Source organism: Rhodosalinus sp. (assembly GCF_046542825.1).
Classification (GTDB): Bacteria; Pseudomonadota; Alphaproteobacteria; order Rhodobacterales; family Rhodobacteraceae; genus Rhodosalinus.
This window is the reverse complement of sequence record NZ_JBKHAQ010000084.1, coordinates 1-12,683: the sequence shown is the minus strand read 5'-3', so window position 1 is coordinate 12,683 and position 12,683 is coordinate 1. Positions and strand designations below refer to the sequence as shown.

At 72.5% G+C, this 12,683-nt stretch carries 12 protein-coding genes; 5 read left to right on the top strand and 7 right to left on the bottom strand.

What is annotated here, in order from left to right; all coding sequences use genetic code 11:
• From ACLFOB_RS11140 to ACLFOB_RS11130, 3 genes are all read right to left on the bottom strand, one after another.
• Positions 1-724: DUF2201 family putative metallopeptidase (locus ACLFOB_RS11140; RefSeq protein ID WP_410926118.1), on the bottom strand; the 724-nt coding region annotated here is incomplete at its 3' end.
• A complete protein-coding gene (locus ACLFOB_RS11135; RefSeq protein WP_410926117.1) occupies positions 721-1,830 on the bottom strand; it encodes an AAA family ATPase in 1,110 nt (369 codons plus the stop codon). The genes ACLFOB_RS11140 and ACLFOB_RS11135, both read right to left, overlap by 4 nt.
• Complete coding sequence (locus tag ACLFOB_RS11130) at positions 1,827-2,528, bottom strand: hypothetical protein (protein ID WP_410926116.1); 702 nt, start codon at positions 2,526-2,528, stop codon at positions 1,827-1,829. The genes ACLFOB_RS11135 and ACLFOB_RS11130 overlap by 4 nt, the downstream gene beginning before the upstream one ends.
• A 179-nt stretch (positions 2,529-2,707) precedes the next feature.
• Between ACLFOB_RS11130 and ACLFOB_RS11125 the strand changes: the two genes are divergently transcribed.
• Together ACLFOB_RS11125 and ACLFOB_RS11120 are read left to right on the top strand one after the other, a co-directional pair.
• Positions 2,708-3,832, top strand: coding sequence for an NAD(P)/FAD-dependent oxidoreductase (locus tag ACLFOB_RS11125; protein ID WP_410926115.1), 1,125 nt, complete (start codon positions 2,708-2,710; stop codon positions 3,830-3,832).
• A gap of 105 nt (positions 3,833-3,937) precedes the next feature.
• The gene (locus ACLFOB_RS11120) at positions 3,938-4,393 is read left to right on the top strand and encodes a hypothetical protein (protein WP_410926114.1); all 456 of its coding nucleotides are present in this window, start codon (positions 3,938-3,940) and stop codon (positions 4,391-4,393) included.
• On the opposite strand, the gene ACLFOB_RS11115 is transcribed toward ACLFOB_RS11120, so the two are convergent.
• Entirely contained in the window at positions 4,374-5,129 is a 756-nt protein-coding gene (locus tag ACLFOB_RS11115) for a GNAT family N-acetyltransferase (protein WP_410926113.1), read from the bottom strand. The two genes, ACLFOB_RS11120 and ACLFOB_RS11115, sit on opposite strands and share 20 nt — an antisense overlap.
• A 118-nt stretch (positions 5,130-5,247) precedes the next feature.
• On the opposite strand from ACLFOB_RS11115, the gene ACLFOB_RS11110 reads away from it, so the two are divergent.
• Positions 5,248-6,180, top strand: a complete 933-nt coding sequence (locus ACLFOB_RS11110) for a hydrogen peroxide-inducible genes activator (protein ID WP_410926112.1) — start codon at positions 5,248-5,250, stop codon at positions 6,178-6,180.
• A gap of 25 nt (positions 6,181-6,205) precedes the next feature.
• Here ACLFOB_RS11110 and ACLFOB_RS11105 read toward each other — a convergent pair whose 3' ends face one another.
• The 3 genes from ACLFOB_RS11105 to ACLFOB_RS11095 are packed head-to-tail and all read right to left on the bottom strand — an operon-like array spanning position 6,206 to position 11,042.
• On the bottom strand, positions 6,206-7,060 hold the full coding sequence (locus tag ACLFOB_RS11105) for a DUF6671 family protein (protein WP_410926111.1): 855 nt from the start codon (positions 7,058-7,060) through the stop codon (positions 6,206-6,208).
• Positions 7,057-9,474 (bottom strand): YbcC family protein, encoded by a 2,418-nt coding sequence (locus ACLFOB_RS11100; protein WP_410926110.1) that lies wholly within the window; start codon positions 9,472-9,474, stop codon positions 7,057-7,059. The genes ACLFOB_RS11105 and ACLFOB_RS11100 overlap by 4 nt, the downstream gene beginning before the upstream one ends.
• A gap of 23 nt (positions 9,475-9,497) precedes the next feature.
• On the bottom strand, positions 9,498-11,042 hold the full coding sequence (locus ACLFOB_RS11095) for a proton-conducting transporter membrane subunit (RefSeq protein WP_410917619.1): 1,545 nt from the start codon (positions 11,040-11,042) through the stop codon (positions 9,498-9,500).
• Positions 11,043-11,150: 108 nt separating this feature from the next.
• Here ACLFOB_RS11095 and ACLFOB_RS11090 point away from each other — a divergent pair, with 108 nt between their 5' ends.
• Both ACLFOB_RS11090 and mobA read left to right on the top strand, forming a co-directional pair.
• Entirely contained in the window at positions 11,151-12,041 is an 891-nt protein-coding gene (locus tag ACLFOB_RS11090) for a LysR family transcriptional regulator (RefSeq protein ID WP_410926109.1), read from the top strand.
• Positions 12,038-12,661: a molybdenum cofactor guanylyltransferase MobA gene (mobA, locus tag ACLFOB_RS11085; protein ID WP_410926108.1), complete on the top strand. Its 624-nt coding sequence runs from the start codon at positions 12,038-12,040 to the stop codon at positions 12,659-12,661. The genes ACLFOB_RS11090 and mobA overlap by 4 nt, the downstream gene beginning before the upstream one ends.
• The last annotated feature ends 22 nt before the right edge of the window (positions 12,662-12,683 follow it).

The window sequence follows — 12,683 nt, the reverse complement described above, 5'->3', positions numbered from 1 at the left end:
GCTGCGGGCGGTGACCCAGCGCGCGGGCGACCAGACCGCGCAGCTGCCGCTCCCAGGGCACATGCGGCGCGGGCAGATCGCCCAGCGCCGCGGCCAGCCGGCCGATGCCGCGCCCGGCCTGCCGCCCCACCTCCAGCGCGCGGGCGAGGTGGCCCTGCCAGTCGGCGGCATCAGGGTCCTCGCCGCCGCCGTCGCGGTCGGGATCGAGGTCGGGTTCGAAGCCCTTGGCGCGGGCATAGGTCTCCGTCTCGCCCCCGCCCGTGGCCTCCCGCGCGCCCAGGGCGAGGTAAAGCCGCTCCACGTCCCAGTCCGCCAGTGCCGCCGCCGGGTCCACGGCCGCGTCGCCCAGCACCGCCAGAAGCTCCTGCAGGCGCACCGCGGGGCGGGGCAGGGCGTGCCCGGCGGCCAGCAGCGCCTCGTTCACGATTGCGTCGGCGGCAAGGTTGAAGCGCCGCGGGTCGAAGCGCGCACCCTCGCGCACCTCCATCGCGGCCATGCGGGCTGCGTGGCGGAAGGCCACATGCAGGATGTGATGCCCGGCAAGCCCCACCTGTTCGGGAAGCGGGCGCAGAGGGAAGCCCGCGTCATAGTAGATGGTGGCCCCGTCGGAGCGCAGCGGGTCGCCGTCGCGGTGCGCAATCCAGAGGGCCAGCGCGGCCAGCGCCGGGTCGGCCTCGCCCAGGTGGGCCAGCGCCGCGCCCGCGCGCTCGGAATGCACGGTCATGCGAGGCCCGCCGCCCTGCGCTCTTCCGCGTAGGCCGCGTAGGCGGGTGAGCGCAGGAAGGCCTCCTGCGTGCCCTCCTCCAGAGCCTTGCGGATCAGCATCTCGAAGCCGAAGGCCGTGAGTTCGGCCAGCGGCAGGGCGCGGAAGCGCGGGTCGCGGCCAAGCTCGCGGATGCCCGCCATGACCTCGATCGCGGCCTCCATGTTGCTCGCGTCCGCCGCGCCCACCAGGCCATAGACCAGCGCGTTGAGCCCGTGCAGCGTGTCGGGATAGAGGTCGCGGCGCGCGCGGGGGGACGCGGCCAGCATCTCGTCCACCCGCACCTGCGCGGCCACGTCGTCGGCCACCAGCGCGAATTCCGCCGCCGCCGCCTCGCCCACGGTGCCCGCGACCATCGGCTGCCGCAGCCGCCGGTCGGGCACCGCGCGCAGGATGTCGCTGACCCGCTCCCAGCTGCGCGGGGTGCAGGCGATCAGCGTGCCGTCGCGCAGGCTGCGCTCGGTGGTGTCCAGAAGGTCGGGCCGCCCGCGCAGGAAGGCCGTCACCGCGGGCGCGATGCCGCGGCGGGGGGCGTAGTTTGTCAGCCAGTCCTCGGCGCTGGCCCGCACGGCCAGGTGGATCAGCCGGTCGGACAGGGCCGTGCCCATGTCGTAGGCCACCGCGCCGTCCTCGACGGTGTTGCCCGCGGCCACCACCAGGACGGAAGGCGGCAGGCGGTGGCGGCCCACCCGCCGCTCCTGCAGCAGGCCATAGACCGTGGGCTGCAGGTGCGGCGGCGCGGCGGTGAGTTCGTCGAGAAACAGGACGGCGGGCCTGTCCGGGTCGTCGGGCAAGTCCTCGGGGCGGTACCAGACGGTGCGCCGCGCCTCGTGATCGTAATAGGGCAGGCCGCGCAGGTCCTGCGGCTCGATGGTGGTCAGCCGCAGGTCGAAGAGCCGCGCGCCGATCTTTTCGGCCAGCTCCTGCACGATCTGCGTCTTGCCCACGCCGGGGCGGCCGTGCAGCATCCAGCTGGCCGTGAGCCCGCCCTCGCTCTGGGCGCGCCAGCCGGCCTCCAGCACTTCCGCCGCCTCGCCGGCGGAGAGGTGTCGGGCGTTGACGCTCATTGCGCGGGCTGCGCCTGCGGCGCGCGCTGCTCGATCAGGGCGGCAAGGCGCGCATGGGCCGAGACGCCGCGCGCCTCCAGCGCCACATCGCGCAGGAAGATGTCCTCGCGCAGGTTGATGCGCAGCAGGTCGCGTTCCGTCAGGTCGTCGTCGAAGAGCGCCTCGCGGATCAGGCGCTGTTCCCCGGCGTCGAGCGGCAGAAGCTGCGGATCGGGGCCGTCGAGTTGCACCGACACCAGGGTCAGCGGCGGCACGCGGGCCAGTTCCGACTGCTCCACGACGAGGTGCAGCCGGTGCCGGGACAAAGCCTTGCCCGCGGCGAGGCGGGTGAGGATCGTCCGCGCCCGGAAGCGCAGCGTGTCGAGGCCGCGGGCCGCGGCGTCCTCGTCGATCATGCCGGCGCGCGCGGTCTTCGAGACGCGCAGCATCTTCATCTCGATCAGCCCGACCAGAAGCACCATCAGGATCGGCGCCTGCGCGATAGGAAAGGCAAGGCGCGGCCAGATCAGCATGGCGATCACGAAGGGGGCGAGCGCCACGAGATAGCGCAGGATCTGCACGTCGAAGACGATCCGCGCCCATGTGCCGATCCCGGCCCGGCGCGGCAGGATGCCGATCCGGCGGAACATCTTCTTGGGCACCTGCCGGGTCTCCAGCGCGGCCGGATTGAACACCGTGTTGGGCGCGATCACGATCATGGCATTCAAGCTAGGGCGGTTCCGCGCGGGGGTCGAGTGGGTGCGCTCATCGGCCCCTTGCGGGGCCTCTTCGGCGGTGTCCCGTCGCGAGGAGCGCCCGGTTCGGGCGCGACCGGCCTGCGCATTTCCATCCGCGCGCGGCGGCGCTAAGACGGGTGGGCGAGCGACAGAGGGCAGGCATGGCACGGACAGCGGACATCGCGGTCATCGGCGGCGGCATCGCGGGCGCCTCGGCCGCGGCGGAACTGGCAGGCGAGGCGCGGGTCGTGCTGATCGAGCGCGAGGCGCGGCCCGGCTATCACACCACCGGGCGCTCCGCCGCGCTCTATACCTGCACCTATGGCCCACCCGGCGTGCGCGCGCTGTCGCGCGCCTCCGGCCCGGCGTTCCGCGCGTGGACCGGACCGGCCGGTGCGCCGCTGCTGCGGCCGCGCGGGGTGCTTTTCGTGGCGCGCGACGATCAGCGGGCGGCGCTTTCTGCGCTCGAGTCGGAGATGGCCGGCGCACTGACCCCCATCACGCCCCTTGACGCCCGCGCCCGGATGCCGCTCCTGCGCGAGGGTTACGCAACCGCCGCGCTCTGGGACGAAGCGGCAAGCGACATCGACGTGGACGCGCTGCACCAGCGCTATCTGCGCGCGCTGAGGGAAGCGGGCGGCGAGGTGCTCACCGATGCCGAAGTGCAGGGCGTCGCGCGCGCGGGCGATGTCTGGCGGGTGGAGACGAAGCAGGGGCTGGTCGAGGCGCCGCTGATCGTCAACGCCGCGGGCGCCTGGGCGGACGAGGTGGCGCGCCTGGCCGGTGTCGCGCCCATAGGGCTCACGCCCAAGCGGCGCACCGCGGCGCTGATCGACCCGCCGGGCGGACCCGCGGGCGAGGACTGGCCCATGGTCGTGGATGCCGAAGAGGGCTTTTACATGAAGCCCGATGCCGGAAAACTCCTGATCTCCCCGGCAGACGCGACCCCCTGCGCGCCCTGCGACGCGCAGCCCGAGGAGCTGGACGTGGCCATCGCCGTGGACCGGATCGAGCGTGCCTTCACCGTTTCGGTGCGGCGCATCGACCACAAGTGGGCGGGGCTGCGCAGCTTCGTGGCCGACGGCGAGCCGGTTGCGGGCTTCGCGTCCGATGCGCCTGGCTTCTTCTGGCTCGCGGGGCAGGGCGGCTACGGCATCCAGACCGCCCCTGCGCTGGGCCGCCTCGCCGCGGCACTCGCGCTGGGGCGCCCGATGCCCCAAGACCTTGCAGCGGCGGGCGTCGCTCCCGGCGTCTTCGCGCCCGGGCGCCCGGCGCTGGCAGCCTAGCAGGCTGCCCTCCCGAGGCTTCTTCAGCGGCCTGCCTTCAGCGGCCTGCCAGAGGGCGCACCGGCGCGTGTGCCGGGCGAGGCAGATGTCCGGGCGGTTCTGCCGATGGCGGAGGCGATCGCGGTGGCGAAGGCCGCGATGCGCCGCGCCTCGGCCGGCGGGACCGGGAGGCCATCTCGCCATGCCGCGCCGCCGCGCCAGGAGAAGCCGAGGGCGCGATGGACGCGCCGGCCGCGGGGTCATCATCCGCGTCGTTCTGCCCGGGCGATGCGGCGCGGGATCTCACTTCACCAAAGTGTCGTGGCGCGCGTCGAGGCGGAAACGGGCGGCTGCGTCGCGATGGCCGAGGCGGGCCTGCCGACGGCGCTGCGCGGACCTGCGGCAAGCGCCGTTGCGACCCGCGCGCCGGCATCCGGGGGCGCGGCCGGGCCCGCGCCGATCGGCAGCGGCAAGCAGGCTGGGCATCGTCTGCAGGCCATTTGCGCCGTCCGGCCGCCGACCCGTGCAAGCGTGACGGGGCGCGGGCGCCGCGCCGACAGGATCAGCGCAGGGCGCGGGTGAAAAAGCGCCACGGCGGCGCGTCCGCCTCCGGGTCGCGCGCGAAACCCGCCCGCGCGAGCACCGCGGCGGATGCGGGATTGCCGTCGTGAACCCGGGCGGTGAGGCGGTCAAGCCCTCGGTGTCGCGCCGCTGCCGACGCGACGAAGGCGGGCACGACCCTGCTCGCGTGGCCGCTGCGCCAATACGCGCGGCCGAACCAGTAGCTGAGTTCGGCCACCGTGCCGCCTGCGGCGAATTCCAGCCTGATCTGGCCGATCGCGGCGCCCTCCTGCTCGATCGCCAGAACATCGTGGTCGCCCCGCTCGTTGGCCAGCGCGATCATGCCGGCAGCGTCGGTCGCGGTCAGGGACCCGGGGTAGCGTTCCGGCAGGTGACGCCAGACCGCTTCGTCCCCCAGCAGGGCCGCGAAGCGCGCCGCATCGGCCGCGCGCCAGGGGCGCAGGCGATAGGTGCCAAGCGTCAGAACGGAGGCATCCGCGCTGGTGGCGTGCCCGGCCCGCGGGTGAGTGGCGGCAATGGCCGCGTCATGCACATGGGTGCAGAGGTCGTTCTCGGCATCGGCGAAAACCCAGCCGGACTGCATCGGGTCGAAGGCGAGCGCAGGCCCCTGGAGCCGGGCGCGTTGCACCGCGCTGGCGTCGAGCGGCCCCGCGCTGCGCGGCAAGGCTTTCTGCAAGGCTTCCTGCGTCGTCGGTGCCGTATCGCGGCTGAGACGTGCCTCGAGCTTGAACGTCATGCGACACTCCTTTGTCGTCCTTAAGGAAAATGGTCCGCAGACGCCATCGGATCAATCCTATTGACCTGCGAAGACAGATAGGAAATTTCTATCGCACAGCCCAGCCGCGAGAGGTGTCATGACCCGCACACCGACATTGCAGCAGCTGCGATACTTCGCTGCGCTCGCAGATGCGGGGCATTTCCGCAAGGCCGCCGAGCGGCTGGGGATCACGCAGCCGTCGCTGAGCCTGCAGATCGCCAATCTGGAAGAGGCCCTGCACCATCGGCTTGTCGAGCGCGGGCGCCGCGTGGTGCTGACGCCCGCGGGTCGCGACGTGCTGCGCCGGGCCCGCACGGTGCTGGACGAGGTCGAGGCGCTGGTGGAGACGTGCCATCGGTCGGAGGCGGGCATGCCCGGCACCGTGCGGCTGGGGGTCTCGCCCACGCTTGGGCCCTACTTCCTGCCGCAGGTGGTAAGGCGGCTGCGCGACCGCTTTCCCGATGTGCGTCTGGTGATCCGCGAGGCGCCGCCGCGCGCTCTTGTAACGGAGCTGCTGGACGGCATGCACGACGTGATGCTGACGCAGCTTCCCGTCGGATCGACCTACGTGTCGGTGGTCCCGCTCTTCCGCGAGCCGCTCTTCGCGGTGATGTCACCCGATCACGTGCTGGCGGGCGAGGAGCCGCTCGATCCGGTCGAGCTTGCCGGACAGGAGGTGCTGACGCTTGGCCCGGATTACACGCTTCACGCCCAGATCGCCGAGCTGTGCGCGGAACATGGTGCCTGGCTTCGGCAGGACTACGAGGGCACGAGCCTCGATGCGTTGCGGCAGATGGCGGCGATGCGGATGGGCATGACGGTCCTGCCCGCGCTCTACATCGCGTCGGAGATCGCGGCGCCGGACCCCGACGTCGTGGTCCGCCCGTTCCGGGGCGGTCGGGTGACGCGCACGGTGGGCGTGGTCTGGCGCAAGTCGTCGGGCCGTCAGGAAAGCTTCGAGCGATTCGCGGATGTGGCACGCGGCATCGCGCGTGACGCCTTTCGCGGTGTGGTGCAGGTCATCGGATAAGCCGCCGCGGACCCGGCCCGTCGTCTCACGGATTGCAGAGCGGGCAATGTTTCGGATCGGCCCTGGCCGTCGCGCCGGCGGTCTCGTGAGCCTCGTGTCCGCAGGCTGCGCACCCTTGCACGGGGCCGCCGCGGGCCAGCGTCTCGCCTCCGCACCAGCCGCAGGGCAGGGGCAGGCCGGGCCGCACCGGCCCCCAGCCGGGTGCACCGCAGGCCGGACAGGGACGTGCGAGGCGCGCGGCGAAGCGCTCCGCCAGCGCGCCAAGCGTGGCCATCCGGGTCGGGTTCATGTGCGCGCGCATGTCGGTCTGCACGAAGGCCAGCCCGTCAGCCGAGGCGGCGGCGGCCTCCTCCACGGCTCTTGCGAGCGCCGCGCGGCTCTTCAGTCCCTTGCGGACAGGCCCGCCGCTGTTGGGCCGCACGATCACCGCGTGGTCGGGAAAACCCGCGCGCGCGAGAAACGGCTCGAGCGCCGGCACCCCAGCGGCCTGTGCGTGATCGTAGACCGGGCGCCGCGCCTCCATCGTCTCGGTCAGAACCAGGCCGCGCGCGGTATCGACCAGCACCAGCGTCTCCACGCCATGCGGCAGGAAGGGGATCTGCGGATGCGGGCCATAGGCGCCCTCGCTGCCCAGCCCCAGGTCGCCGCCGGAGGTCTCGATCGCCAGCCGCGCCTTGGCCTCGGCGGCCTCGTGCAGGCTGCCCGCGCGCGGCACCTCGCCCGTGAAGGTGCCCAAAGCGTCGGTGTCGATGCCCGCCGCGCGCCGCACGGCCAGTCCCGCGACACGCGCCAGGGGCGGCGCAAGCGCCGCCTCCTTGCCGTGCATGGTCGCAAGATGGGCTGTGCGCCCGGCCCAGAGGCCGGGCGCCCCCTGGCTCATCCGACCGCCTTGAGGCGCGGCGTCGCCGGCTGGGCCGCCATCGCCTCCCACTCCAGGTCGCCCGCGTAGCGCCAGGCCATCTGCCCCGCATCGTCCAGCGCGAAGAGATGCAGCCAGCGGTTGTCGAACAGCGCGCGGACGCCCGCGTGCTTCTCCAGGATCGCCGACATCGCCTCGCGCGGGGCCTCGATGCAGACCGACAGGCGCAGCGGCTCGTGCTGGAAATCCTCGCCGTCGTGCACCGACTGCCACGGCAGCCCCGCGCGCAGCAGCCCGCCGTTGCCCTCGACCACGCCGATGCCGCCGGTGACGTTGTGCAGGAGCTTGTTGCCCCCGCCCCAGACCTGCGGCGAGACGGTCGAGCCGTAGTATTGCAGGCTGATCCAGCTCGCCACGACGACCGGCGCCGTCATGATCAGCTCGAGCACCGGGAACCCCTCGTCCTGCGTCCAGTCGTAGTCGTGCAGGAAGGCGCGGCCGGACAGGTCCTTGCCCAGCGTGCGGCCCCGCGGCGCGGCGATGAACGCCCGGCAGCCGGCCAGAGCCCATTCGGGGCGAACTTCGGCCCAGTCGCGCGCCCGCGGCTCGATCGCGGCCGCGCCGCCCGCGCGAGGCAGGCGCAGCGCCCGCTCGCCGCGGGTCAGCTTGCCCGCCTGCGCCAGCCAGTCCTTGGCTTGCCGCAGGTCCTCGGCATGCCCGGCGGTGTCCACGTCGGCGATGTAGAGCTTCATGTCGTCTGTCGTGGTATCGTGCAGCGCGCCGAGAAAGAGCGTGTCGTCGGGGATCTCGATGCCCTTCTCCGCCACGCCTGCGCGCACCTCGCGGTCGTTGAGCAGGAGCGCCAGCAGCCGCGCGTTCACCTCGCCCGAGTAGCCGCCGCAGGCGCCGCAATGATAGGCCGCGGCGTGCGGGTTGTTGGTGACCCTGGCGCCGTGGCCGGCAAGGATGACCAGCCGCGCGAAGTTTTCGGTCAGCGACATGGCGCGCAGCACCGTCTCTGCCGCGCCGATCCGCGCGTCGATGTCCAGCGCCGGGTCGAGCCGCGGCGCGGGGCCGTCGGGCAGGCCCGGATCGGTGAGGCCCAGCGCATCGCGCACCAGCTTGCCGGCATAGACCGGGCCCATCGCCTCGACGAAGGCGAAGGAGGAGACCGCCGCCAGCTTGAAGCGGCCCCAGGCGCGGCTGGCGCGCGCCGCGAAGCGGGCCTGCCTGTCTTCCTCTTCCATCTCCGGCGTACCCGAGACGGTCGAGACGGCGGGGTTGAGCAGAACCGGCAGGCGCAGCTCGTCCACGTCAGAGGCGAAGCCCCGGTGCTTCGTCGCCACGCCGAAGAAGCCGGCAAAGCCCAGCGTCTCTATCCCCGGGTCGAGCGATTCGAGCGCCCGGCGAAAGACCTCGGACCGCACGTCGATGCAGAAGGCGGCCTGCAGCGCGGGCCGGTCCTTGCCCCGCTCGGACGCCTCGGCCGTGAACATCTCCGCGATCTCGCGCTGCGCGCCGCGCTCGGCGGCTTCCTGCAGGATCTCGTCCACGATAAGGTCCGACGTGGGCGTGAGCGGCTTGGCATGGCTCGCCTTCACCCGTTCCCAGCGGTCGATCAGGTCCTCTTCGTATTGCGCGAAGAGCGCCTCTTCCCAGATCAGGCGGATGGCCAGCATCTCGGTCATGATGGGATCGGTGCCGCCGGCAAGCTCCACCTGCCAGAGCTTGTAGCGCGCATACTGCGCCCAGCCGCCCATCGTCATCAGAAGCTGGTGAAAGTAGGTCTCCAGCACCTCGGGCGTAAGCCCCAGCGCGGCGCTGGCGCGCGCGATGGCGCCCTCGGCGGTTTCGGGGGCCCCGGCGACATGCGCGGCGAAGCCCTTGAGCCCATGAATCTCGGGCAGCAGGTCGTGGGTCGCGACCGCGCGCCACTCGGCGTAGGCGCCGCGGCGCTTGGGCGCCTTCCACAGCGCCTGCCCGTCGTCGAAGTAGCTGGCCGCCCAGTGGCTGATCCGGTCGGCCACCAGACCGGGCCAGTCGGTGCCCGAATGCTCGGCCGCCATCTCCGCCAGGGTGGGCAGGGCGTGCGGCTTGCGCTCGGGCCGCGCCAGCGCCTCCTTCAGCGCGGCAAGGCTTGCGGGCTTGCCCTCGTGCGGGCTTGCCTCCAGCGCCGCGGTCAGGTCGTCGTCGTCGATCCGGCCGTCGGCCACGCGCGCCTGATACCAGTCGCGCGGCATGGTCACGGTCAGCCCCGCCACCCGGGCCAGCCGCGCCCCGGTCTGCGCCAGCCGCTCGCCGGTCTGGCCCAGATAGGGGTTCACCGCCACCGAGGAGGCCAGCGGCCAGACCGGGGGGATCGCCTGTCCTGCGCTGCCCGCGGCGGTGGCCAGTTCGCCGGCCGCGATCGGGTGGATTTCGGTCGTGTCCTTCATCGTTTCGCTCCCTGTTTATTGCCTCAGTTCGACCGCCGCAGCGCCCAGCCGCCAAGGATGCGGTCCATGACCGCGTTCGCGTAAAGCCCGTTCGAAAGGTGCACGCGCAGCCCCGCCGCCGCCGGGTGATAGGCCCAGAGCGGGAACATCGCCTGCGCCACCGCCACCGCGCCGAAGCTGAACACCGCCAGCACGATCAGCGCCCATTCCAGCGGCCCGGGCGCGGGCGTGGCGGGCAGGGTGCCGGCCATCGCTGCCTCTGCCCCGCGCTGCAGCGCGAAATAGGCGACCGAGGCCGCGACCGAGTAGAGCGCGGTGCGCTGCGTCAGCACCTTGGGCGCCTGGTCCGCCAGCCCCTGCGCCAGCAGGTAGGCCACGCCGAAGATCAGGATGGCCCCAAGCGCGATCGCCTGCGGGGACTTCGCGTCGAAGCCGAAGCCTGCGCCCACGATGCCGTAGATCGCCAGCGCCGCGACGAAGGCCTTGAGCACCGCGGCGCCCGAGGGGATCGCCACCGGACCCGGCCGCCGGATCGCCGCCACGCCGTCCACCGCCTGACCCGAGGCGAGGAAGGCATGTGCCTTGTAGAGCGAATGCGCCACGATATGCAGCAGCGCCAGCGGGAAGAGGGCAAGCCCGCACTGCAGGATCATGAAGCCCATCTGCGCCACCGTGGACCAGGCGAGCGAGGTCTTGACCGCCGGCTGCGTCAGCATCACCAGCCCGCCGAAGACTGCCGTGAAGCCGCCCACCATGACCAGCACCGCCAGCACGCCGGGCGCCAGCAGCAGCACGTCCGCGAAGCGGATCAGCAGGAAACCGCCCGCGTTGATGACGCCTGCGTGCAGGAGCGCCGAGACCGGCGTGGGCGTCTCCATCACCTCCGTGAGCCAGCCGTGGGTGGGGAACTGCGCCGACTTCAGCAGTGCGGCAAGCGCCAGGAAGCCAGCGGCCCAGAGCGCCGCCTCCGGCGTGACGCCGATGCGCGCGGCGGCCAGGATCTCGCCGATCTCGCCCGTGCCGTAACCGTTGTAGAGCAGGATCGCGGCGGTGATCAGCGCCGCATCGCCCAGCCGCGAGGTCACGAACTTCTTCTTCGCGGCGCGCTGCGCCTGCACCCGCTCGGGGTAGAACACCAGCAGCCGCTGCAGGAAGACCGAGGTGGCGACAAAGGCCACGACGAAGAGCGCCAGGTGCCCCGCCTGCACGAAGACCAGAACCGCCGCCAGCGTCAGCGCCATCCAGCCGGTGAAGACGCCCTGCCGATCCTCTCCGTCGAGGTAGGTCCGCGTATAGCGCAGGACCACCCAGCCCACGAAGCTGACCAGCGTCAGCATGATGACGCTGAGCAGGTCGAGCCGGACCATCAGGCCCATGACCTCGCCCGTGCCGGGGCCGTTTGCCGCCAGCACGAGGCCGGAGATCACCGCCACCGCGACCGCGACCAGCGCCGCGCCCTCGGCGATCTGCGGCACCCATTCGGGCCGCCGCCCGGAATTCATGAACCCTGCGACCGCCGCGGCGATCAGCGCCAGCGGCGCCAGCAGGGAAACGACATAGACATCCATCGGCTTGCTCCCTCGCTCTGTGGACCTGGTTCTGCGGGAAGTAAGGCGGCGGTGAAGAGAATAAAAATTCATTGTATACGCGGAAACGTTCGATAAAATGGAACGATCATGGCGCATCTCAACTACAACCACCTCCGCTATTTCTGGGCCGTGGCGCATGACGGCAACCTCACGCGCACGGCAGAGCGGCTGAACCTGTCGCAATCGGCGCTTTCCACGCAGATCCGCAAGCTGGAGGAACGGCTGGGCCATGCGCTGTTCGAGCGGCGCGGCCGGCAGCTGGTGCTGACGGAGGCGGGGCGAATCGCGCTCGACCACGCCGACACGATCTTTGCCGCGGGCGAGGAGATGCTCGACACGCTGCAGGCAGAGGGCCGCGCGCGCCGGGCGCTGCGGGTGGGCGCGCTGGCGACCCTGTCGCGCAACTTCACGCTGGCCTTCCTGCGCCCGCTTCTGGGGCGCGCGGATGTCGAGATCATCCTGCGCTCGGGCGGGCCGGCGGAGCTGATGCAGGCGCTGGAGCAGCTCAACCTCGACGTGGTGCTGCTGAACCAACCGGCGGCGCGGGACGCGATGACGCGCTTCGTGTCGCAAAAGCTCGACGAGCAGGGCGTGAGCCTGGTGGGCACGCCGGCGCGGCTGGGGCCGGGCGGGGCGCTGGCCGATCTGCTGGCGCGGCACCCGGTGATCCTGCCCACGCCCGAAAGCGGGCTGCGCAGCGGGTTCGAAGCGCTCTGCGACCGGCTCGGCCTGCGCCCGCAGATCGCGGCAGAGGTGGACGACATGGCGATGATGCGCCTTCTGGCGCGCGCCGACGCCGGGCTTGCCGTGCTGCCGCCCATCGTGGTGACCGACGAGCTGGCCAGCGGCGCGCTTGTCGAGGCGCAGCGCCTGCCCGGCATCGTCGAGGGCTTCTATGCCGTCACGCTGGAACGCCGCTTTCCCAATCCGCTGCTGCGCGCGCTGGTGCATGGCGCCGCGGCCCCCGGCGTGGCATGACGCGGCCCCCGGGCGTGATCCTCGCGGGTGGCCGCGCGACGCGCATGGGCGGCGCGGACAAGCCGCTGCTGGACCTCGCGGGCCGGCCGCTGATCGCGCATGTGATCGCGCGGCTTGGCCCCCAGTGCGCGGGTCTTGCCATCAGCGCGAACGGCGACCCGGCGCGCTTCGCGCCCTTCGGCCTGCCGGTGCTGCCGGACGAGACACCGGGCCACCCCGGCCCGCTCGCCGGGGTGCTGGCCGGGCTCGACTGGGCCGCGGGGCAGGGGGCGGCGGCGATCGTGACGGCCGCCGCAGACACGCCCTTTCTGCCGTCCGACCTCTGCGCGCGGCTCGCGGCGGCGGCTAGGGCTTCGGGCCTTGCTGTTGCGGCGGCACCGGACCCGGACGGGCGGCTGCGCCGCCATCCCACCTGCGCCCTCTGGCCCGTCGCGCTGCGCGAGGCGCTGCGCGCTGCGCTCGCGGCGGGCGAGCGGCGGGTGGGGCTCTGGGCAGAGGCGCAGGGCGCCGGCGTCGCCGTGTTCGACGGGACAGAGGGCGATCCCTTCTTCAACGTCAACCGGCCCGAGGATCTGGACAGGGCGGCAAGGCTTGCCGGGCAAGGCGATGCCGGGGGCTGAGACCCGTTGCGGAAAGCCACGA

Coding starts and splice junctions, on each gene's coding strand:
- ACLFOB_RS11135 (WP_410926117.1), bottom strand. CDS start 1,830: ATGAGCGTCAACGCCCGACACCTCTCCGCCGGCGAGGCGGCGGAAGTG.
- ACLFOB_RS11130 (WP_410926116.1), bottom strand. CDS start 2,528: ATGATCGTGATCGCGCCCAACACGGTGTTCAATCCGGCCGCGCTGGAG.
- ACLFOB_RS11125 (WP_410926115.1), top strand. CDS start 2,708: ATGGCACGGACAGCGGACATCGCGGTCATCGGCGGCGGCATCGCGGGC.
- ACLFOB_RS11120 (WP_410926114.1), top strand. CDS start 3,938: ATGGCGGAGGCGATCGCGGTGGCGAAGGCCGCGATGCGCCGCGCCTCG.
- ACLFOB_RS11115 (WP_410926113.1), bottom strand. CDS start 5,129: ATGACGTTCAAGCTCGAGGCACGTCTCAGCCGCGATACGGCACCGACG.
- ACLFOB_RS11110 (WP_410926112.1), top strand. CDS start 5,248: ATGACCCGCACACCGACATTGCAGCAGCTGCGATACTTCGCTGCGCTC.
- ACLFOB_RS11105 (WP_410926111.1), bottom strand. CDS start 7,060: ATGAGCCAGGGGGCGCCCGGCCTCTGGGCCGGGCGCACAGCCCATCTT.
- ACLFOB_RS11100 (WP_410926110.1), bottom strand. CDS start 9,474: ATGAAGGACACGACCGAAATCCACCCGATCGCGGCCGGCGAACTGGCC.
- ACLFOB_RS11095 (WP_410917619.1), bottom strand. CDS start 11,042: ATGGATGTCTATGTCGTTTCCCTGCTGGCGCCGCTGGCGCTGATCGCC.
- ACLFOB_RS11090 (WP_410926109.1), top strand. CDS start 11,151: ATGGCGCATCTCAACTACAACCACCTCCGCTATTTCTGGGCCGTGGCG.
- mobA (WP_410926108.1), top strand. CDS start 12,038: ATGACGCGGCCCCCGGGCGTGATCCTCGCGGGTGGCCGCGCGACGCGC.